The sequence below is a fragment of the Pseudomonas sp. Gutcm_11s genome (genome assembly GCF_028649395.1).
Classification (GTDB): Bacteria; Pseudomonadota; Gammaproteobacteria; order Pseudomonadales; family Pseudomonadaceae; genus Aquipseudomonas.
The window spans coordinates 84,546-105,427 of sequence record NZ_JAQSUW010000012.1; the positions used below are offsets into that span (position 1 = coordinate 84,546).

Genomic DNA, 20,882 nt, shown 5'->3' on the forward strand with positions numbered 1-20,882 from the left:
GCGAAATGGCAACGGTAGACCGCTGGCTCCTGCCAGATGGCATCGAAGAAGTACTGCCGCCGGAAGCGGCACTGATCGAGGCGGCACGCCGCCAGGTCCTGGATCTCTTCCAGCGTTGGGGCTACGAGTTCGTCGTAACCCCGCACATCGAATATTTGGAATCCCTGCTCACCGGTGCCGGCCAGGACCTGGATCTGCGCACCTTCAAGGTGACCGATCCGCTGTCGGGTCGGCAGATGGGTTTCCGTGCCGACATCACCCCGCAGGTGGCGCGGATGGATGCGCATACCCTGCGTCGCGAAGGCCCGAGCCGCCTGTGCTACGCCGGTAGCGTGCTGCATGCCAACCCGCGTGCTCTGGCCACCTCGCGCAGCCCGATCCAGTTGGGCGCCGAGCTGTACGGCGACGCCAGCCCGGCCAGCGACGTGGAAGTCATCAGCCTGATGCTCGACACCCTGGCCCTGGCCGGTGTGCCTGATGTGCACATGGACCTCGGTCATGTTGGCATCTATCGCGGTTTGGCCCGCGCCGCCGGCCTGTCCGGCGAGGCCGAGCAGCAGCTGTTCGACGCCCTGCAGCGCAAGGCCGTCGATGAAGTCGACGCGCTCACCGAATCACTGCAACCGCACCTGGCCAGCATGCTGCGCGCATTGGTCGAGCTGTGTGGCGGTCGTGAAGTGCTGGACCTGGCCCAGGCTTGCCTGGTCGAGGCGCCGGCCGAGGTGCATGCCGCACTGGACCAGCTGGTGGCCATCGCCGACCAGCTGGAGTTGCGTTACCCCGAGCTGCCGCTGTATTTCGACCTCGGCGAGCTGCGTGGCTACCACTACCACACCGGTGTGGTGTTCGCCGCCTTCGTACCGGGCGTCGGCCAGTCCATCGCCCAGGGTGGCCGCTACGATGATGTCGGTGGCAACTTCGGCCGTGCGCGTCCGGCCACCGGTTTCTCTACCGACCTGAAGACCCTGGTCACCCTCGGTGACATGCAGGTCGAGGCGCTGGCCGCTGGCGTCTGGGCGCCAGATCATCACGACCTGTACCTGTGGCAGGCCGTGCAGCGCCTGCGCAGCGAGGGCGTGCGCGTGGTCCAGGCTCTGCCCGGGCAGGATGTGAGCGCGGCGAGCGAGGCGGGTTGTGATCGCCTGCTGCAGCTGCGCGATGGACGTTGGCAAGTGGCGCCGCTGGCGTCCTGACGAGATTTCCGCCGGCCGTGGCCGGCATCGAGCTTCCGAGAGAGGACAAGTGTTATGGGTAAGAATGTCGTGGTCCTGGGCACCCAGTGGGGTGATGAGGGCAAGGGCAAGATCGTCGACCTGCTGACCGAGCAGGCCGCCGCGGTAGTGCGCTATCAGGGCGGCCACAACGCCGGCCACACCCTGGTCATCGACGGCGAGAAGACCGTGCTGCACCTGATCCCGTCCGGCATCCTGCGCGAAGGCGTACGCTGCCTGATCGGCAACGGTGTGGTCGTCGCCCCCGACGCCCTGATGCGCGAGATCACCAAGCTGGAAGAGAAGGGCGTACCGGTGCGCGAGCGCCTACGCATCAGCCCGTCCTGCCCGCTGATCCTGTCCTACCACGTGGCCCTCGACCAGGCCCGTGAGAAGGCTCGTGGCGACGCCAAGATCGGTACCACCGGTCGTGGCATCGGCCCGGCCTATGAAGACAAGGTGGCTCGTCGCGGCCTGCGCATCGGTGACCTGTTCCACCGCGAGCGCTTCGCCTCCAAGCTGGGCGAGCTGCTGGACTACCACAATTTCGTGCTGGTCAATTACTACAAAGAGCCGGCGATCGACTTCCAGGCCACCCTGGACGAGTGCATGGCCTATGCCGAGCAGCTGCGCCCGATGATGACCGACGTCACCTCCGAGCTGCATGACCTGCGCCGCGCCGACAAGGACATCATGTTCGAAGGCGCCCAGGGCTCGCTGCTGGACATCGACCACGGCACCTACCCGTACGTCACCAGCTCCAACACCACCGCTGGCGGCACCGCCACCGGCTCCGGTTTCGGCCCGCTGTACCTGGACTACATCCTCGGTATCACCAAGGCCTACACCACCCGTGTCGGCTCCGGCCCGTTCCCCACCGAGCTGTTCGACGAGACCGGCGCCTACCTGGCCAAGAAGGGCCATGAGTTCGGCTCCACCACCGGTCGTGCCCGTCGTTGCGGCTGGTTCGACGCCGTGATCCTGCGCCGCGCCATCGAGATCAACAGCATCTCCGGCCTGTGCCTGACCAAGCTGGACGTGCTCGACGGCCTGGAAACCATCCGCATCTGCACCGGTTACAAAGATGCCGCCGGCAACCTGCTGACCGACGCTCCGACCGATGCCGACAGCTACATCGGCCTGCAGCCGGTGTATGAGGACATGCCGGGCTGGACCGACTCCACCGTCGGCGCTAAGAGCCTGGAAGAGCTGCCGGCGGCCGCTCGTGCCTACATCAAGCGCGTGGAAGAGCTGGTCGGTGCGCCGATCGACATCATCTCCACCGGCCCGGACCGCAACGAGACCATCGTGCTGCGTCACCCGTTCGCCTGATCGCTTGAGCGATGAAAAAAGGCCGCGCAAGCGGCCTTTTTTCTGCCCGCAGGAAATGGCCTAGAGAATGCGCGCCTCGGTACTGGCCGGTTGCAGGCGGATGGCGACGAACTTCGAAGTCGGCGTATGGCTGCCCTCGCCGATGCTGGCCAGCGGCACCAGCGGGTTGGTCTCCGGGTAGTAGGCGGCGGCCTGGCCCCGGGGGGTGTCGTAGGCGAGCAGGGTGAAGCCGCGCACCTTGCGCTCGATGCCGTCGTCCCACAGCGAGACGATGTCGACCTTCTGCCCCGGCTCATAGCCGAGCCGCTGGATATCCTCGGGATTGATGAAGAGCACCTCGCGCATGCCGCGCACGCCGCGGTAGCGGTCGTCCAGGCCATACAGCGTGGTGTTGTACTGGTCGTGAGAACGCAGGGTCTGCAGCACCAGGTCGGGGGTCTCGCCGCTGTTGCGCGCCTGCGCCGGCAGCAGATGCTCGGGCAGCGCATGGGCCGCGAAATGCGCCTTGCCGCCGACGGTATTCCACTGCCGGCGTGCCGCGCTGTTGCCCAGGTAGAAGCCGCCGGGCTGGGCCAGCTTGTCGTTGAAGCCGGCGAAGCCGGGAATGGTGTCGGCGATCAGCTCGCGGATGCGCCCGTAGTCCTCGGCCAGGTGCAGCCAGTCCACCGGACGGGCGCCGAGCAGGGCGTTGGCGATGCCGGCGACGATGGCCGGCTCCGAGCGCATCTGTGTCGACAGCGGCGCCAGCTGGCCCCAGGACGCATGCACCATGCTGAACGAGTCTTCCACCGTCACCGCCTGCGGGCCGGCGGCCTGCTGGTCGATGTCGGTGCGACCCAGGCACGGCAGGATCAGCGCCTGGCGGCCGTGCATCAGGTGGCTGCGGTTGAGCTTGGTGCTGATCTGCACGGTCAGCTCGCACTGCTGCAGCGCCGCGTGGGTGCGCGGGCTGTCCGGGGTGGCCTGGGCGAAGTTGCCGCCTAGGCCGATGAACACCTGGCTGCGCCCGGCGAGCATGGCCTCGATGGCCTCCACGGTGTTGTGCCCCTGGGCGCGTGGCACGTCGAAGCCGTAGCGGCGCTGCAGGGCGTCGAGCAGGCTGGCCGGCGGCCGCTCGTTGATGCCCATGGTGCGGTCGCCCTGCACGTTGCTGTGGCCGCGCACCGGGCACAGCCCCGCACCCGGTCGGCCGATGTTGCCGCGCAGCAGCATCAGGTTGGTGATTTCCTGGATGGTCGCCACCGAATGGCGGTGCTGGGTGATGCCCATGGCCCAGCAGGCGATCACCCGCTCGGCGCGCACGTAGAGGCGCGCCGCCTGTTCTATCTCGGCCCGGCTCAGGCCGGATTGCTGCTCGATCTGCGCCCATTCGCTGCGCTGTACCGCGTCCAGCCAGCTATCCAGCCCGTCCGTGTGTTCGGTGATGAAGGCATGGTCGAACACGCTGCCCGGTGCTTCTTGCTCCCACTGCAGGAGGAACTTGGCCATGCCGCGCACCGCCGCCATGTCGCCGCCCAGGTGCGGGCGGAAATAGGCTGTGCTGGTCGCCTTGGCGCCGTTGGCGAGCATCTCCAGGGCGTGTTGCGGGTGTTGGAAGCGTTCCAGTCCACGCTCCTTGAGCGGATTGAAGCAGACCACGCTGGCGCCGCGCTCCACCGCCTCGCGCAGTGGTTCGAGCATGCGCGGATGGTTGGTGCCGGGGTTCTGGCCGAACACCAGGATGACGTCGGCCTCGGCGAAGTCGCTGAAGGTGACGCTGCCCTTGCCCACGCCGACGCTCTGGCCCAGGGCCACGCCGCTGGCCTCGTGGCACATGTTCGAGCAGTCGGGGAAGTTGTTGGTGCCATAGGCGCGCACCATCAGCTGGTACAGGTAGGCGGCCTCGTTGCTGGCCCGGCCGGAGGTGTAGAACTCGGCCTGGTCGGGGCTTTCGAGGCCCTTGAGTACCTCGGCGATCAGGGCGAAGGCGGCGTCCCAGGTGATCGGCACGTAGCGGTCGCGCTCGGCGTCATAGCGCAGCGGCTCGATCAGCCGGCCCTGATGCTCCAGCCAATAGTCGCTCTGCGCGCGCAGCTGGGCGACGCTGTAGCGGGCGAAGAAGTCGCGGCCGATGCCGCGCTTGGTGGCCTCCCAGTTCACCGCCTTGGCGCCGTTCTCGCAGAACTTGACCATGTGTCGCTCGGGCGAGTCGCCCCAGGCGCAGCCGGGGCAGTCGAAGCCGCCGTTCTGGTTGGTCTTAAGCAGGGCGCGCAGGTTCTTGAATGGCTGTTTGCTGTCCAGCCAGTGGTGGGTCACGCTGCGCAGCGCGCCCCAGCCGGCGGCGGGGCCGGCATAGGGCTGGTAGCGGGCTTGGTCGTTCATGCGGGTACTTCTTCGCTGGTGGGCGCCGGGCTGTAGACCCGCGGCGCGCTGCTGTGGGGCAGGTGGATCAGGTTGAGGCGATGGCGACGCGCCCAGTCGACGGTCAGTGCGGTGGGTGCGGACAGGCTGACCAGGGTCGGTATGCCGGCGCGCACGGCCTTGTGCAGCAGCTCCAGGCTGCAGCGGCTGGTGATCACGGCGAAACCGGCATCGGCATCGAGGCGCTGGCGGGCGAGGGCGCCGATCAGCTTGTCCAGGGCGTTGTGGCGGCCGATGTCCTCGCGGCACAGGCGGATCTCGCCGCTGCCATCGACGAACAGCGCGGCGTGCATGGCGCCGCTGGCCTGCGCCTGCAGTTGGGCGGCGGCGACGCGGGCGCGCAGTTCGTGCAGGTGCTCGGGCGGCGGCAATGCTGCACCCGGCAGCGCCGCCAGCTCGGGCAGCGCCTGCTCCAGCGCCTCGACGCCACACAGGCCGCAACTGCTGTTGCCGGCCAGTTGCCGACGCTGCTGCTTGAGGGCCCAGAAGGCGCGGCTGGCGATCTCGACCTCGGCCCGGCGCGCCTCGCCCGAGCCGCTGAGGTGAATGTCGTACAGCTCGGCCGGACTCTCGATCAGGCCGTTGCTCAGGCTGAAGCCGAGGACGAAGTCTTCCAGGTCGCCCGGCGAGACCATCATCACCGCCTGGTTCAGGCCGTTGTAGCCGATGGCCAGGGCGCACTCGTCGGCCAGTGGGCTGGCGCCGGTGAGGTGGGCGGGGCCGAGTTCGCTGAAGCTGTAGGAGATGGCGCTGGCGGCCGGCATGGGCTGGGCCCTCCGCGAGAGAGAGGAGTCCAGCCTAGGGCGCGTGCGGCGGGCTGTCTAATCGCTGCTGGCGATGGAGTGATCGAGCCCATCTATCGGCCGGGCATTAGCCTCGGCGATGGCGAAGCAGGCTTCGGCCAGGGCCGAGCGTGGTTCGCTGCGGCGCATGATCAGGCCCAGCGGCGCCAGGGTCTGGGCGTTGGCTATGGGCGTCAGGCACAGGTTGGCGTCGAGCTCGCCGAGGCCGTGGTGCAGCGGCAGGATGCTGCAGCACAGGCCCTGGCCCACGGCCTGCAGCAACTGGTGCACGGCATCGGTCTCCAGCCAGGGCTGCGGGCTCAGGCCGCTGCTGCGAAAGCCGTGGTCGATTGACTGGCGGAAGTGCATCTCGCTGCTCAGCAGGCCCAGCGGCAACTCGGCCAGGGATTCCCAGCTCAGCGCGGCGCCGGCGAAGTCGAAGTGGCGGCGGTCGTGCAGCAGGCCCATGCGCGTCTCGGCCAGCTCCAGGGCGGTGAAGTGCTGGCGGTCCAGGCGTTCCAGGTAGGACAGGCCGAGGTCGAGCTGGTTGCGACCCAGGCGTTCGAGGATCTCCTCGCTGCTCAGGGCGAACAGCTGGAAGCGCAATTGTGGATAGGCGGCGCTGAAACTGGCGATCAGGCGCATCGGGTCGAAGCCGGACAGCGGCACCACGCCCAGGCGCAGGGTGCCGATCATCTGCCCGCGGCAGGCGGCCGCCTCGGCCAGCAGGCCCGCCTCGGCGGCCAGCAGGCTGCGTGCCCAGGCCAGGATGCGCTGGCCGGCGGCGGTGAAGCCCTCGAAGCGCTGGCCGCGTTGCACCAGCTCCACGCCCAGCTCGTCCTCCAGGTTGCGCAGGCGCATGGACAGCGTCGGCTGGGTCACGTGGCAGCGCTCGGCGGCCTGGCCGAAGTGGCGGGTTTCGTCGAGGGCGACGAGGAATCTGAGCTGCTTGATGTCCATGGCGCTCTGGCGGTGGTTCGCGGTGGCGCCCGTTATCTCACGAATGCGCGGCGCAGCGCGCCGGGGCGGGCAGCTTTTTCCTAGCCAGCGAGTACAAAAAACATAATTTCGCGAATGCCCCGCGCTGAACAGAATGCGGCCAACAGAAGCTGCAACTGATCGTAGTCAGAGGACGCAGGCCATGACCGAGCTGAATCGAACCGCCTTCTCCAAGCAAGCGGAGCGGGCACTGGAAATAACCGAGATTGATACCCTGGTGATCGGCGCCGGGCAGGCCGGTGTGGCCATGAGCGAGCACCTGAGCAAGCTCGGCGTGCCGCACCTGGTGCTGGAGAAGAACCGCATCGCCGAGGCCTGGCGCACCGGGCGCTGGGATTCGCTGGTGGCCAACGGCCCGGCCTGGCACGACCGCTTCCCCGGCCTGGAATTTCCCATCGACCCCGATGCCTTCCCGTCGAAGGACATGGTCGCCGACTACTTCGAGGACTACGCCCGCCAGTTCAACGCGCCGATCCGCACCGGTGTTGAGGTCAAACGCGTGGTGCGCAACAGCGCCGGCGCCGGCTTCACCGTGGAGACCTCCGAGGGCGTGATCCAGGCGCGCCGCGTGGTCTCCGCCACCGGCCCGTTCCAGCGTCCGGTGATCCCGGCCATCGCCCCGCAGGACGGTGCCATCCAGCAGTTGCACTCGGCGGCCTATCGCAACCCGCAGCAGCTGCCCGAGGGCGCGGTGCTGGTGGTTGGCGCCGGCTCCTCCGGCGTGCAGATCGCCGACGAGCTGAACCGCGCCGGCCGTCGCGTCTATCTCTCGGTCGGCGCTCATGACCGCCCGCCGCGCAGCTACCGTGGCCGCGACTTCGTCTGGTGGCTGGGCGTGCTCGGCCTGTGGGACCTGGAGGCGGCGCAGCCGGGCAAGGAACACGTGACCATCGCCGTCAGCGGCGCGCGTGGTGGCGAGACCATCGACTTCCGCCGCCTGGCGGGCGAGGGCATCACCCTGGTCGGCCTGACCCAGTCCTTCGCCGGCACTGTGGCACGCTTCCAGAATGACCTGGCGGACAACCTGGCGCGTGGCGACGAGAACTATCTGTCGCTGCTCGACGCCGCCGATGCCTATATCGAGCGCAATGGCCTGGATCTGCCGGAAGAGCCGGAGGCGCGCCGCGTGTTCGCCGAGCCGGCCTGTGTGCGCGAGCCGATCCTCGAACTGGACCTGGCCGCCGCCGGCGTCGGCTCGGTGATCTGGGCTACCGGCTACTCCGTCGATTTCAGCTGGCTGCAGGTGGATGCCTTCGACGCCAAGGGCAAGCCGCAGCACCAGCGCGGCGTGTCCAGCGAGCCGGGCGTGTACTTCGTCGGCCTGCCGTGGCTGTCGCGGCGTGGCTCCACCTTCATCTGGGGGGTGTGGCACGACGCCAAGCACGTCGCCGACCACATCGCCACCCAGCGTAAGTACCTCGAATACCGCGATGCCACGCAGCGCCAGGCCGAGGCCGACGCACCGCTGGCCAAAGTCAGTCTGCCAGGAGTTCGCTGATGCCCACCCATACCCGCATCCGCATGTTCAACACCAAGGACACCTACCCCAACCAGTCCCTGGACAACGACCTGTGCCAGGCCGTGCGCGCCGGCAATACCGTGTACGTACGCGGCCAGGTCGGCACCGACTTCGACGGCAACCTGGTCGGCCTGGGTGATCCGGCGGCGCAGGCCGAGCAGGCGATGAAGAACGTCAAGCAACTGCTCGAAGAGGCCGGCAGCGACCTCTCGCACATCGTCAAGACCACCACCTACATCATCGACCCACGCTACCGCGAGCCGGTCTACCGCGAGGTCGGCAAGTGGCTCAAGGGCGTGTTCCCGATCTCCACCGGTCTGGTGGTATCGGCTCTCGGTCAGCCGCAGTGGCTGATGGAGATCGATGTGATCGCGGTCATCCCTGACGATCAGCTTTAAGGAGCGCCCATGACCTTCTCCATCGTCGGCCGCTGCGCCGAGACCGGCCAGCTGGGCATCGCCATCAGTTCGTCGAGCATCGCCGTCGGCGCCCGCTGCCCCTGGCTGCGCGCCGGGGTCGGCGCGGTGTCGACGCAGAACATCACCCTGCCGGCGCTCGGCCCGCAGGTGCTCGACCTGCTGGAGTCCGGCCTGGAGCCATCGGCCGCGCTGGACAAGGCGCTGGGCAGCAACGGCTACGGCCAGTATCGCCAGGTGACGGTGATCGACAGTCACGGCGGCACCGCGCTGTTCACCGGCAGCCAGGCACTCGGCGTGCACAACGCACGGGCCGGCGAGCAGTGCGTGGCGGCCGGCAACCTGCTGAGCTCGCCGGCGGTGATCGACGCCATGGTCGAGGCCTTCGAACAGGCCGCCGGCTGCCTGGCCGAGCGCCTGTTGGCGGCCATGCACGCGGCGATGGCGGCCGGCGGCGAGGCCGGGCCGGTACATTCGGCGGCGCTCTCGGTGGTCGGCGAGCTGACCTGGCCGATCGCCGACCTGCGTGTCGACTGGGCCGAAGAGGACCCTATCGGCGTGCTCGACAAGCTGTGGCAGGCCTACCAGCCGCAGCTGCAGGATTACCTGACCCGCGCCCTCGACCCCACTGCCGCGCCGAGCTACGGCGTGCCGGGTGACGAGTAGTTTCTTTCCCGATACCCGGAACGCCCATGTCCACTAGCCGCGCCATCCTCGCCGACCTGATCGCCTTCGACACCACCAGTCGCGAGTCCAACCTGGCGCTGATCGAATACGTGCGCGACTACCTGGGTGGGCTCGGCGTCGCCAGCCAGCTGCTGTTCAACGCCGAGCGGACCAAGGCCAACCTGCACGCGCGCCTGGGCCCGAACGGGGCGGGCGGGGTGATGTTGTCCGGGCACAGCGACGTGGTACCGGCGGACGGCCAGGCCTGGAGCGTGCCGGCCTTCGCACTGACCGAGCGCGATGGTCGCCTCTACGGCCGTGGCACGGCGGACATGAAGGGCTACATCGCCTGCGTGCTGGCCGCCGTGCCGGCCTTCCTCGCCCAGCCGCTGCGCCTGCCGCTGCACATCGCTATCTCCTACGACGAGGAAGTCGGCTGCCTCGGCGTGCGCAGCCTGATCGAACAGCTGCGCGCCAGCCCGGAGCGGCCGGGCATCTGCATCATCGGCGAACCCACCGAGATGCGCCCGGTGCTCGGCCACAAGGGCAAGCTGGCGATGCGCTGCGAGGTGCACGGCGCGGCCTGCCACTCGGCCTATGCGCCGCAGGGCGTCAACGCCATCGAATACGCAGCGCGGCTGATCGGCAAGCTGGGCGAGATCGGCACGCGCCTGGCGGCTCCCGAGCGGCACGATGAGCGCTTCGATCCGCCGTACTCGACGGTGCAGACCGGGGTGATCCAGGGCGGTCGTGCGCTCAACATCGTGCCGGCCGAGTGCCGCTTCGACTTCGAGATGCGCGCGCTGCCGGCCGACGACCCGCAGCAGGTCGCCGCCGAGCTGCGCGACTATGCCGAGAGCGAGCTGCTGCCGCGCATGCGTGCGGTGAGCGCGGCCAGCGACATCCGCTTCAGCGAGCTGTCCAGCTACCCCGGCCTGTTCACCGAGGCCGGCAGCGAAGCCGCGCAGCTGCTGGCGCTGATCGCCGGCTCGGACGACTTCTCCACCGTGGCCTACGGCACCGAAGGCGGCCTGTTCGACGAGGCCGGCATCGCCACCGTGGTCTGCGGCCCCGGAAGCATGGACCAGGGCCACAAGCCGGACGAGTTCGTCAGCCTGGCCCAGCTCGACGCCTGCGATGCCATGCTGGCCCGGCTGACGCAGTGGATGCGCCAGACCGCCTGAGTCGCATTGCCAGCCGTCGGTGGGGTTCTGCTTCCGTGTGCTGCTGAGGCAGACTGGTCGGCGATGCCGGTTGGCGACGAGCCGTCCGGCGCGCACCGATCTTCACCAGGGACAGGACATGACCGAGAGCGCAACGCCCATCACTTTCAGTGCAACCCTGCAGCGCCCGGCCAAGCCCGACGGCGACGCCTTCTGGGCCTTCGTCCTGTTGCCCAAAGAGATCAGTGAGCAGCTGTCCCGTCGCGGCCGGGTGACGGTGGCCGCATCGCTCAACGAGCAGAACTTTCAGGTGACGCTCGAGCCGGATGGCCAGCTCAGCCATTGGCTGCGGCTCAGCCGGCAGCTCTGCGAGATGGCCGGGGTGCAGGCCGGCGATAGCGTCAGCCTGGAGGTCATGCAGTTGTCGCAGGAGCCGGAGCCCGAGGTGCCGGCCGATCTGCACGAAGCCTTGCAGGCCGCCCCGGCGGCGCTGGCGGTGTGGAACGGCACCACGCCCCTGGCGCGGCTGGACTGGATTCACTGGATCACCTCCGCCAAGCAGCTCAAGACCCGCAGCAAGCGCATCAACGACGCCTGCGACATGCTCGCCTCCGGCAAGCAGCGGGTGTGCTGTTTCGATCCTTCCGGCTACTACAGCAAGGCCTTCTGCGCGCCCGCTGCGGCGGATTGAGGCGCAGCCGCTACTCAGTCCTGAGTAGCGGGCGGGCCCAGCTGCTCCTTGCAGAAGTCGACGAACAGCTGCGCCGGTTTGGTCAGGTGCGCGCGCTTGAGCCAAGCGGCGACCAGGCCGGAGCCGGTGACGTCCTCGACGATATCCACGCAGACCACGCGCTTGCCGTCGTAGGTGATGTCCGACTGTGGGCGGGTGACCAGCACCGAGAAGCCGAAGCCCTGGCCGACCATGCCGCGCACCATCTCGATCGAGGGCGAGCTGAAGACGATGTTCGGGCTCAGGCCGAGCTCTTCGAAGATGCTCACGAAGTAGGTGCGGCTCGGCAGCACGTCGAGCAGGATCATCGGCTCCAGCGCCAGGTCGCGCAGCGACACTTCCTTCTGCCCGGCGAAGCGATGGCCTTCCGGCAGCAGGGCGTAGGGGCGCTGCGGCGGCATCAGCGGATCGGTCTCGATGGTGCCGTCGAGGTCGTGCTCGTAGAAGATCGCCAGGTCGAAGCGGCCGCCGGTCAGGCCCTGCACCAGCTCCTGCTGCTCGCCGTCGTGCAGGCGGATTTCCACCCCCGGGTAGCGCTCGCGGAAGCCAGCGATCAGCTTGGGCAGGTAGAGCGGGGCGACGGTCTCGAAGCAGCCGATATCGATCTGCCCGGCCACCACGTCATTGTCGGCCAGGGCGTTCTGTTCGAACTCCTTGGCCATGCGCAGCAGTTCCTGGGCCTTGCGGTAGAAACGCGCGCCGCCAGGGGTGAGCGACACGCCCTGGGCATGGTGGCGGATGAACAGCTGCACGCCGAAGCTCTCTTCCAGGCCCTTGATGGCGGTGGAGATGGAGGGCTGGGCGATGTACAGCTTGCGCGACGCCTCGGCGACGCTGCCGCATTCCACGGTGGTGACGAAGTACTTCAGTTGACGCAGGGTATAGGAAGCCACGCAAAACCTCTGAGCATCATTCTTTTTTGTGCCCACCATAGCCGCGCAATGGGGCCGGGTGGGCGAGCTTTTTGCTCGGCACAGGCGATATTTTTCCTGGCTCGCCGCGCCAAGGGGATGCGTATCCTGCTTGCAAGAGCCGTACACGAACCATGATAGGAGTACTCCGAATGCGCCTGGCCCTGTGGCAGACCCAAGGTTTCCCCGCCGATATCGAGGCCAACCTGGCGGCCCTGGAACCCCAGCTGCGCGCCGCGGCCGCCGCGGGTGCGCGCCTGCTGCTGTGCCCCGAGCTGTGGCTGGGCGGCTACCACGTGCCGCAGCAGATGGCGGCGTTGGCCGAGCCCGCCGACGGCCCGGCGGCGCAGCGCATCGCCGCGCTGTGTCGCGAGCATGGCGTGGCGCTCTGCTATGGCTACGCCGAGCGCGATGCGGCCGGCGGCAAGCCGTTCAATTCGGCGCAGGTGATCGACGCCGAAGGCCGGCGCGTGGCGCACTACCGCAAGACCCACCTGTTCGGCCCCATGGAGCATGAGCTGTTCCAGGCCGGCGATAGTCTGGAGGCGCCCTTCGAACTGGATGGCTGGCGCATCGCCCTGCTGATCTGCTTTGACGTGGAGTTCCCCGAAAACGTGCGCAGCCACGCCCTGGCCGGCGCCGAGCTGGTGCTGATCCCCACTGCGCTGACCCCGGAGTACCGCGCCGTACCGGAGCTGATCGTGCCGACCCGTGCGGTGGAGAACCAGCTGTTCGTTGCCTACTGCAACCACAGTGGCGTGGAGAATGGCCTGGTGTTCCTCGGCGGCTCCTGCGTGGCCGCGCCGGACGGCCAGCGCCTGGGCGCGGTGGCTGGCGGCGAGGCGCAGTTCACGGTCGATCTGGATCGCTCGCAGCGGGCGCAATGGGCCGAGACATTTCCCTATCTGCAGGGCCGCCGCCCGCAGCTGTATGGCGCCTTGACCGAGGGTTGAGGCGGTCCGTGATGGTGCGCTGGCGCCGCGCCTGGGCATGTCCGGATTGCCTGCGATGGGCCTGGGGCCATTGCGGTCCTTTCCTGGCTCAGCCAGGTGCGGCGCAGGCTGCACGCCGATTGCGGTAGAGCGGGGAGCAGACACGCCTGGCGTCAGGGTGTGGCTGTGCACGCAAAGCTGGCGCGTTGCCCTGATCTGGTGCGCTCGTAGCCAGCTTTTTCGTATGTCCCGATGACATTTTTAATAATTTTCCTAACCCCTGCCTTGGGCCACCATCGGTTCGCATCAAGCCACAGGATCGGTTCGGGAGAATCAGGGTGCTGCAACTCAACGACTGGCAACGCCGCGCAAGCGAACAGCGTTTCATCGACCAGGCGCTCATCGGCGGTCGCCGCGTCGCCGCAGCTTCCGGCGCCACCTTCGCCTCCATCGATCCGGCCACCGGCCGCCTGCTGGCCAACGTCGCCGCCTGTGGCGAGGCCGAGGTCGATCTGGCGGTGCGCAGTGCCCGCGCCAGCTTCGAGTCCGGTGTCTGGTCGCGTTGTGCGCCGCGTGAGCGTCAGCAGAAGCTGCTGCGCCTGGCCGAGCTGATCCTGGCCAATCGCGACGAACTGGCGCTGCTCGACTCGCTGAACATGGGCAAGCCGGTGATGGATGCCTGGAACATCGACGTGCCCGGCGCTGCCGGTGTGTTCCGCTGGTACGCCGAGAGCATCGACAAACTCTACGACCAGGTCGCGCCGACCGCGCCGGACGCCCTCGCCACCATCACCCGCGAAGCCCTCGGGGTGGTCGCTGCCGTGGTGCCGTGGAACTTCCCGCTGGATATGGCGGCCTGGAAACTGGCCCCGGCCCTGGCCGCCGGCAACTCGGTGGTGCTCAAGCCCGCCGAGCAGTCGCCGTTCTCCGCCCTGCGCCTGGCCGAACTGGCCCTGGAGGCCGGCATTCCCGAGGGCGTGTTCAACGTGGTACCTGGTCTCGGCGAGAGCGCCGGCAAGGCCCTCGGCCTGCACATGGACGTCGACTGCCTGGCCTTCACCGGCTCCACCGAAGTCGGCAAATACTTCATGGGCTACTCGGCGCAATCCAACCTCAAGCAGGTCTGGCTGGAGTGCGGCGGCAAGAGCGCCAACCTGGTGTTCGCCGACTGCCAGGACCTCGATCTGGCGGCGAGCAAGGCCGCCTTCGGCATCTTCTTCAACCAGGGCGAAGTCTGCTCGGCCAACTCGCGCCTGCTGGTCGAGCGCTCGATCCACGACGAGTTCGTCGAGCGCCTGCAGGCCAAGGCCCGCGACTGGCAGCCGGGCGACCCGCTGGACCCGGCCAGCCGCGCCGGTGCCATTGTCGATACGCGGCAGACCGCGCGGGTCATGGACTTCATCCGCGGCGCCCAGGCCGAGGGCGCGAGCCTGGTCTGCGGCGGTAAGCAGCTGAGCTTCAACGGTTCGGACAACTTCGTCGCGCCGACCATCTTCACCGGCGTGGCCGCCGACAGCCGCCTGGCCCGCGAGGAAGTGTTCGGCCCGGTGCTCGCCGTGCTGCCGTTCGACTCCGAGGAGCAGGCCGTGGCCCTGGCCAACGACAGCATCTACGGCCTGGCTGCCTCGCTGTGGAGCGACGACCTCAACCGCGCCCATCGCGTGGCCCGTCGTTTGCGTGCCGGCACCGTGTCGGTCAACACCGTCGATGCCCTCGATCCCTGCACCCCCTTCGGCGGCGGCAAGCAATCCGGCTTCGGCCGCGACCTGTCGCTGCACTCGTTCGACAAATACACCCAGTTGAAAACCACCTGGTTCCAATTGCGCTAAGCAGCGGCCATAGAGCCGGAACCCGGATAAGGAGCCTTGCGATGACTGCCCAGAAACACACCACCAAGGAATACCAGGCGCTGGATGCGGCCCACCACATCCATGCCTTCCTCGACCAGAAGGCGCTCAACGAAAAGGGCGCCCTGGTGATCGCCAAGGGCCAGGGCCTGAACCTCTGGGACACCGAGGGCAAGCGCTACCTCGATGGCATGTCCGGTCTCTGGTGCACCGCGCTGGGTTACGGCCGCGAAGACCTGAATGCCGCGGCCACCCGCCAGCTGGCCGAGCTGCCGTACTACAACCTGTTCTTCCACACCACGCATCCGCGTGTGGTCGAGTTGTCCGAGCTGCTCTTCAGCCTGCTGCCCAAGCACTACAGCCACGCCATCTATACCAACTCCGGCTCCGAGGCCAACGAGGTGCTGATCCGCGCCGTACGCCGCTACTGGCAGGTGGTCGGCAAACCGCAGAAGAAGATCATGATCGGCCGCTGGAACGGCTACCACGGCTCCACCCTGGGCAGCACCGCGCTCGGCGGCATGGGCTTCATGCACGAGATGGGCGGCATGCTGCCGGACTTCGCCCACATCGGTGAGCCGTACTACTTCGCCGAGGGTGGCGACCTGAGCGAAGAAGCCTTCGGTCTCAAGGCCGCCCGCGAGCTGGAAGCGAAGATCCTCGAACTGGGCGCCGAGAACGTTGCCGCCTTCGTCGCCGAGCCGTTCCAGGGCGCCGGCGGCATGATCTTCCCGCCGGCCAGCTACTGGGCCGAGGTGCAGCGCATCTGCCGCCAGTACGACGTGCTGCTCTGCGCCGATGAAGTGATCGGCGGCTTCGGCCGCACCGGCGAGTGGTTCGCCCACCAGCACTTCGGCTTCGAGCCGGACACGCTGACCATCGCCAAGGGCCTCACCTCCGGCTACATCCCCATGGGCGGCCTGGTGCTCGGCAAGCGCATTGCCGACGCGCTGGTGCAGGAGGGCGGCGTGTTCGCCCACGGCCTGACCTACGCCGGCCACCCGGTGGCCGCCGCCGTGGCCATCGCCAACCTCACCGCGCTGCGCGACGAGGGCATAGTCAGTCGGGTCAAGAACGACACCGGCCCGTACCTGCAGCAGTTGCTGCGCGAGACCTTCAAGGACCACCCGCTGATCGGCGACGTGCAGGGCGCCGGCCTGGTCGCCGCGCTGCAGTTCGCCGAGGACAAGGACAGCCGCAAGCGCTTCGCCAACGAGAACGACATCGCCTGGCACTGCCGCACCGTCGGCTTCGACGAGGGCCTGATCATTCGCTCCACCCTCGGCCGCATGATCATGGCCCCGGCCCTGGTCGCCACTCGCGCCGAACTGGAGGAGCTGGTCGACAAGACCCGCCGCGCCGTGGACCGCACCGGCCGCGAACTGAACCTGCTGTAACGCCATATCCGCTGTAAGTCAGAAAAGCCCCGCAGAGGGCGCTGCAACGAAGAGAGCCGCCGGCCGTTTGCGGGCCGGCGTGGGGACGCATTCGGCCACTGGCCAGCCCTGCCACACATACACCAACAAATCTGCCGTCAGGCTGTGGAGAGCTCCATGATCAACACCTTGCGCAACCGTTTCGCCCGTACCGCCCTCGGCGCCGGCCTGGCCCTGGGCCTGGCCGCCACCGCGCAGGCGGGCACCCTGTCCCTCGGTCACACCACCTGGGTTGGCTACGGCACCCTGTACCTGGCCCGCGACCTCGGCTACTTCAAGGAGCAGGGCCTGGACGTGGAGTTCACCGTGATCGAGGAATCGGCCATGTATATGGCCGCCCAGGCCTCCGGCAAGATATCCGGCTCCGCCTCGACCATCGACGAGATCCTCAAGTACCGCTCCAAGGACTTCTGCTTCAAGGCCGTGGCCGCGCTCGACGAATCCCACGGCGGCGACGGCGTGCTGGTGGGCAAGGACGTGACCAGCCTGGACCAGCTGAAAGGCCAGGCGGTGGCGGTCAACGAGGGCTCGGTGTCGCAGTTCTGGCTGAGCTACCTGCTCAAGCAGAAGGGCATGAACATGAGCGACCTGGAGGTCCAGAACATGACCGCCGACGACGCGGCCACGGCCTTCATCGCCGGCCGCGTACCGGCGGCGGTGACCTGGGAGCCGCACCTGTCGCTGGTCAAGCAGAAGGGCCAGGGCAAGGTGCTGATCGACTCCAGCGAAACCCCCGGCGTGATCGTCGACGTGGTGGCGCTGTCCTGCGACGTGATCGAGAAGCAGCCGGAGGATGTGAAGGCGCTGGTCAAGGGCCTGTACAAGGCGGTCGAGTTCGCCAAGCAGAACCCGGACAAGGCCCACGAGATCATGGCCAAGGGCGTCGGCGGCTACCTGGCCGATCCCAAGGACCTGGCCGAGGCCGCCAAGGGCGTGAAGTTCTACGACCAGGCGATGAGCGAGAAGCTGCTCGGCACCCCGGGTAAAGAGGGCGACATCGCCGGCATCATCAAGCTGGCCAACGAGACCTGGACCCAGCTGCAGGGCAAGACCTACGACGTGAAATACGAAGACCTGGTCGACACCCGCTTCGTCACGCCGTAACGCGCCTACCGGGAGCGGCCGTGCGCCGCTCCCGTCGTTCAATTTCCGTTTCGAGAGGTGGCAGCATGGCCACGCAAAAATCCTGGCTGCAGCGCTGCCTGACCCCCAAGGTCGAGCTGCCCGGCCGACTCATTGTGGGCGCCAGCACCCTGTGCTGGCTGCTGGTGATCGGCCTGTGGGCCGGTCTGTCCTACGGCGGCGTGGTGCAGTCGATGTTCCTGCCGACCCCTGGCGCGGTGGTCGACGCCGCCGTGCGCCTGGCCGGTGACGGCACCCTGGGCAAGCACGTGTGGGCGAGCATCGAGGTGGTGATGATCGGCTTCATCGTCTCCTCGCTGGTGGCGGTGCCGCTGGGCCTGCTGATGGGCAGCTTCCGCATCGTGCAGGCCTTCATCGAGCCGCTGGTGAACTTCATCCGCTACCTGCCGGTGACCAGCTTCGTGCCGCTGTTCATCCTGTGGATCGGCATCGGCCTGGAACAGCGCGTGGCGGTGATCATCTTCGGCGTGTTCTTCCAGCAACTGGTGATGATCGCCGACGTCTCCAAGGGCGTGTCCAAGGACCTGATCAACGCCAGCTACACCCTCGGCGCCAGCCGCCGCGACGTGGTCCTCCACGTGCTCGGCCCGGCATCCTTGCCCGGCGTGCTCGACACCCTGCGCGTGACCATGGGCTGGGCCTGGACCTACCTGGTGGTGGCCGAGCTGGTCGCCGCGTCCAGCGGCCTGGGTTACATCAGCCTGAAGGCCATGCGTGGCTTCCAGGTCGACGTGATCTTCCTCGCCATCGCCATCATCGGCTTGCTCGGGCTGATCACCGACCAGCTGTTCCGTCTGCTTCGACTGAGGATTGCCGCATGGGCGCAGTAGCCAGCAAACCCTACATCATGCCGGCGCTGGACCAGTACGCCGACGTTCCTGCCCGGCTCAAGGTCGAGAACGTCAGCCTGCGCTACCGCTCGCCCAAGGGCGAGACATTCACCGCACTGGACAACGTGTCCTTCGAGGTGCCGGACCAGCAGTTCGCGGTCATCGTCGGCCCGTCCGGCTGCGGCAAGTCGAGCCTGCTGTACCTCACCGCCGGCCTGGCCGAGCCGAGCGACGGCGCCATCTACGTCGGCGGGCAGAAGGTCGACGGCCCCGGCGCCGACCGCGGCATGGTGTTCCAGAGCTACACCCTGTTCCCCTGGCTGACGGTGCGGCAGAACGTCGAGTTCGGCCTCAAGCGCCGCGGCCTGCCGCAGGACGAGATCCGCACCATCGTCGAGTTCTACCTGGGCGAAGTGGGCCTGGCCAAGTTCGCCGAGCATTATCCCAAGCAGCTCTCCGGCGGCATGATGCAGCGCGTGGCGATTGCCCGTGCGCTGGCCAACGACCCGCAGATCCTGCTGATGGACGAGCCGTTCGGCGCGCTGGACAGCCAGACCCGCCTGCAGATGCAGCAACTGCTGCTGCAGGTGTGGGGCAACAGCAAGAAGACCGTGGTGTTCGTCACCCACGACATCGACGAGGCCATCCTGCTCGCCGACCGCATCTATGTGATGGGCGCGCGTCCCGGGCGGATCAAGGAAATCCTCGAGGTGCCGATCGAGCGTCCGCGCAGCCTTGAGGTGGTGATGGAACCGGAGTTCATCCGCATGAAACGGCACATCCTCGAACTGCTGCACGACGACCTCGAAGAGGTGCACTGAGTGCCACGCGCGGCGGGCGCTGGTCGCCCGCCGCTCGCCTTTCCCCGGGGCGGCGTGCCCACAAGGCGCGAGCCCGCCCGTGAACCATGAGGCTTCTCCCATGGCTACAGATTCCTACGACTACCTGATCGTCGGCGCCGGCTCGGCCGGCTGCGTGCTGGCCAACCGCCTGAGCGCCGATCCGAGCGTGCGCGTGTGCCTGATCGAGGCCGGCGGCAGCGACGCCAGCCCGCGGGTGCAGACCCCGGCCGGTACCATCACCCTGTACAAGAGCCGCGAGTTCAGCTGGAACTACTTCTCCGCGCCGCAGAAGAACCTCGCCGGGCGCAGCCTGCACACCCCGCGCGGCAAGGCCCTCGGCGGCTCAAGTTCGATGAACAGCATGATCTACATTCGCGGCGACGCCAGCGACTACGACCGCTGGGAAGCCGCCGGTTGCCCTGGCTGGGGCTGGGCCGACGTGCTGCCGTACTTCCGGAAATCCGAGGGCAACCGCCTCGGTCAGGCGCTGCAGTACCACGGCACCCAGGGCGAGCTGCTGGTGGACAAGCCGCGTGATCCCAACCCGCTGTCCGAGCTGTATGTGCGCGCCGCAGGGCGTATCGGCCTGGCGCGCAACGACGACTTCAATGGCGGCACCCTGGAAGGCGCGGGTATCTACAACGTCACCCAGAAAAACGCCAAGCGCCTGTCCAGCTACCGCGCCTTCGTCCACCCGGTGCGCGAACGTAGCAACCTCGAGGTGCTGACCAGTTGCGAGGTGGAGCGCCTGTTGCTCGACGGCGATCGCGTGACGGGCGTGGAGCTGCGTCAGAACGGCCAGTGGCGCACCCTGCAGTGCACGCGCGAGGCCATCCTCTGCGCCGGCTCGCTGGGCTCGCCGCATATCCTGCTCAAGTCCGGCATCGGCCCGCAGGCCGAGCTGGCAGCTGCCGGCGTGGCCTGCAGCGTCGACCTGGCGGGAGTGGGCAAGAACCTGCAGGACCATATCGACGGCCTGGTCACCGTGCGCTCGAAGAGCCCGCTGTCGCTGGGTTTCTCCATTGGCGCGCTGCCGAAGATCATCGCCTCGCCGTTCAAGTACCTGGCGCAGAAGATGGGCTGGCTGACCACCAACTACGTCGAGGCCGGCGGCTTCGCCCGCACGCCGCTGGCGGAGGCGCTGCCGGACGTGCAGATGCACTTCGTGCCCGGCTACCGCAGCCATCGCGGCCGCCTGTTCGAGTGGGGCCACGGCTACGCCATCCACACCTGCGTGCTGCGGCCGAAGAGTATCGGCGAGCTGCGCCTGGGCGCCGGGCGCAGCCTGTCCATCGACTTCAACTTCTTTGCCGACGAGGAGGACGCGCGGGTGCTGGTGGAGGGCGTCAAGCTGGCGCGACGCATCCTCGCCCAGCCAGAGTTCGACGACCTGCGTGGTGCCGAGATGCTGCCGGGGCCGGATGTGCAGAGCGATGAACAACTGCGGGCGCACCTGCGCGACTACGCGGCGACCGTGTTCCACCCGGTCGGCACCTGCAAGATGGGCACGGACGAGCAGGCGGTGGTCACGCCGGAGCTGAAGGTACGCGGCCTGGCCAACCTGCGCGTGGCCGATGCCTCGATCATGCCGACGCTGATCAGCGGCAATACCAATGCGCCGTGCATCATGATCGGTGAGAAGGCCGCCGACCTGATTCTCGCCAGCGCCAAGGCGCCAAAGCCGGTGGAGCAGGCCGCCGAGCTCAGCCCGGCTTGAATCGCA

General features: G+C 67.9%; 18 protein-coding genes. 14 read left to right on the plus strand and 4 right to left on the minus strand.

The genetic code is table 11. The features are described 5' to 3' along the window. Window positions 1–5: 5 nt before the first annotated feature. Window positions 6–1,193 carry an ATP phosphoribosyltransferase regulatory subunit gene (locus PTT45_RS09325; protein WP_273812897.1) on the plus strand — a complete coding sequence of 396 codons (1,188 nt, stop codon included), beginning with the start codon at window positions 6–8 and terminating at the stop codon, window positions 1,191–1,193. Between the two features lie 54 nt (window positions 1,194–1,247). Then, on the plus strand, window positions 1,248–2,543 hold the full coding sequence (locus PTT45_RS09330; RefSeq protein ID WP_273812898.1) for an adenylosuccinate synthase: 1,296 nt from the start codon (window positions 1,248–1,250) through the stop codon (window positions 2,541–2,543). A gap of 60 nt (window positions 2,544–2,603) precedes the next feature. Here the strand turns inward: PTT45_RS09330 and PTT45_RS09335 are convergent, their stop codons facing one another. Genes PTT45_RS09335 through PTT45_RS09345 form a run of 3 tightly spaced genes read right to left on the minus strand, consistent with a single transcriptional unit; the run spans window position 2,604 to window position 6,685 of the window. Beyond that, on the minus strand, window positions 2,604–4,904 hold the full coding sequence (locus PTT45_RS09335) for an FdhF/YdeP family oxidoreductase (protein WP_273812899.1): 2,301 nt from the start codon (window positions 4,902–4,904) through the stop codon (window positions 2,604–2,606). Continuing rightward, complete coding sequence (gene fdhD, locus PTT45_RS09340) at window positions 4,901–5,707, minus strand: formate dehydrogenase accessory sulfurtransferase FdhD (RefSeq protein ID WP_273812900.1); 807 nt, start codon at window positions 5,705–5,707, stop codon at window positions 4,901–4,903. Before fdhD ends, PTT45_RS09335 begins: the two co-directional genes overlap by 4 nt. Before the next feature lie 57 nt (window positions 5,708–5,764). Beyond that, a complete protein-coding gene (locus PTT45_RS09345) occupies window positions 5,765–6,685 on the minus strand; it encodes a LysR family transcriptional regulator (protein WP_273812901.1) in 921 nt (306 codons plus the stop codon). Between the two features lie 181 nt (window positions 6,686–6,866). On the opposite strand from PTT45_RS09345, the gene PTT45_RS09350 reads away from it, so the two are divergent. The 5 genes from PTT45_RS09350 (at window position 6,867) to PTT45_RS09370 (ending at window position 11,179) form a co-directional block, all read left to right on the plus strand. Further along, complete coding sequence (locus tag PTT45_RS09350) at window positions 6,867–8,222, plus strand: flavin-containing monooxygenase (RefSeq protein WP_273812903.1); 1,356 nt, start codon at window positions 6,867–6,869, stop codon at window positions 8,220–8,222. Beyond that, entirely contained in the window at window positions 8,222–8,641 is a 420-nt protein-coding gene (locus PTT45_RS09355) for a RidA family protein (protein WP_043308415.1), read from the plus strand. The genes PTT45_RS09350 and PTT45_RS09355 overlap by 1 nt, the downstream gene beginning before the upstream one ends. Before the next feature lie 9 nt (window positions 8,642–8,650). Beyond that, window positions 8,651–9,325 (plus strand): DUF1028 domain-containing protein, encoded by a 675-nt coding sequence (locus tag PTT45_RS09360; protein WP_273812904.1) that lies wholly within the window; start codon window positions 8,651–8,653, stop codon window positions 9,323–9,325. 26 nt (window positions 9,326–9,351) lie between these two features. Beyond that, a complete protein-coding gene (argE, locus tag PTT45_RS09365) occupies window positions 9,352–10,509 on the plus strand; it encodes an acetylornithine deacetylase (protein WP_273812905.1) in 1,158 nt (385 codons plus the stop codon). A gap of 118 nt (window positions 10,510–10,627) precedes the next feature. Next, window positions 10,628–11,179, plus strand: coding sequence for a YdeI/OmpD-associated family protein (locus PTT45_RS09370; RefSeq protein WP_273812906.1), 552 nt, complete (start codon window positions 10,628–10,630; stop codon window positions 11,177–11,179). Window positions 11,180–11,193: 14 nt separating this feature from the next. Here the strand turns inward: PTT45_RS09370 and PTT45_RS09375 are convergent, their stop codons facing one another. Further along, a complete protein-coding gene (locus PTT45_RS09375) occupies window positions 11,194–12,111 on the minus strand; it encodes a LysR family transcriptional regulator (protein WP_273812907.1) in 918 nt (305 codons plus the stop codon). Between the two features lie 170 nt (window positions 12,112–12,281). On the opposite strand from PTT45_RS09375, the gene PTT45_RS09380 reads away from it, so the two are divergent. The 7 genes from PTT45_RS09380 (at window position 12,282) to PTT45_RS09410 (ending at window position 20,876) form a co-directional block, all read left to right on the plus strand. Beyond that, a complete protein-coding gene (locus PTT45_RS09380; RefSeq protein ID WP_273812908.1) occupies window positions 12,282–13,082 on the plus strand; it encodes a carbon-nitrogen hydrolase family protein in 801 nt (266 codons plus the stop codon). Window positions 13,083–13,399: 317 nt separating this feature from the next. After that, complete coding sequence (locus PTT45_RS09385; RefSeq protein ID WP_273812909.1) at window positions 13,400–14,890, plus strand: aldehyde dehydrogenase; 1,491 nt, start codon at window positions 13,400–13,402, stop codon at window positions 14,888–14,890. A gap of 41 nt (window positions 14,891–14,931) precedes the next feature. Continuing rightward, entirely contained in the window at window positions 14,932–16,305 is a 1,374-nt protein-coding gene (locus PTT45_RS09390; protein ID WP_273812910.1) for an aspartate aminotransferase family protein, read from the plus strand. A 156-nt stretch (window positions 16,306–16,461) separates the two neighbouring features. After that, window positions 16,462–17,448, plus strand: a complete 987-nt coding sequence (locus tag PTT45_RS09395) for an ABC transporter substrate-binding protein (protein WP_273812911.1) — start codon at window positions 16,462–16,464, stop codon at window positions 17,446–17,448. 65 nt (window positions 17,449–17,513) lie between these two features. Next, window positions 17,514–18,317: an ABC transporter permease gene (locus tag PTT45_RS09400; protein WP_273812912.1), complete on the plus strand. Its 804-nt coding sequence runs from the start codon at window positions 17,514–17,516 to the stop codon at window positions 18,315–18,317. Beyond that, entirely contained in the window at window positions 18,305–19,138 is an 834-nt protein-coding gene (locus tag PTT45_RS09405) for an ABC transporter ATP-binding protein (protein ID WP_273812913.1), read from the plus strand. The genes PTT45_RS09400 and PTT45_RS09405 overlap by 13 nt, the downstream gene beginning before the upstream one ends. Window positions 19,139–19,238: 100 nt before the next feature. Next, window positions 19,239–20,876, plus strand: coding sequence for a GMC family oxidoreductase (locus tag PTT45_RS09410; RefSeq protein WP_273812914.1), 1,638 nt, complete (start codon window positions 19,239–19,241; stop codon window positions 20,874–20,876). The last annotated feature ends 6 nt before the right edge of the window (window positions 20,877–20,882 follow it).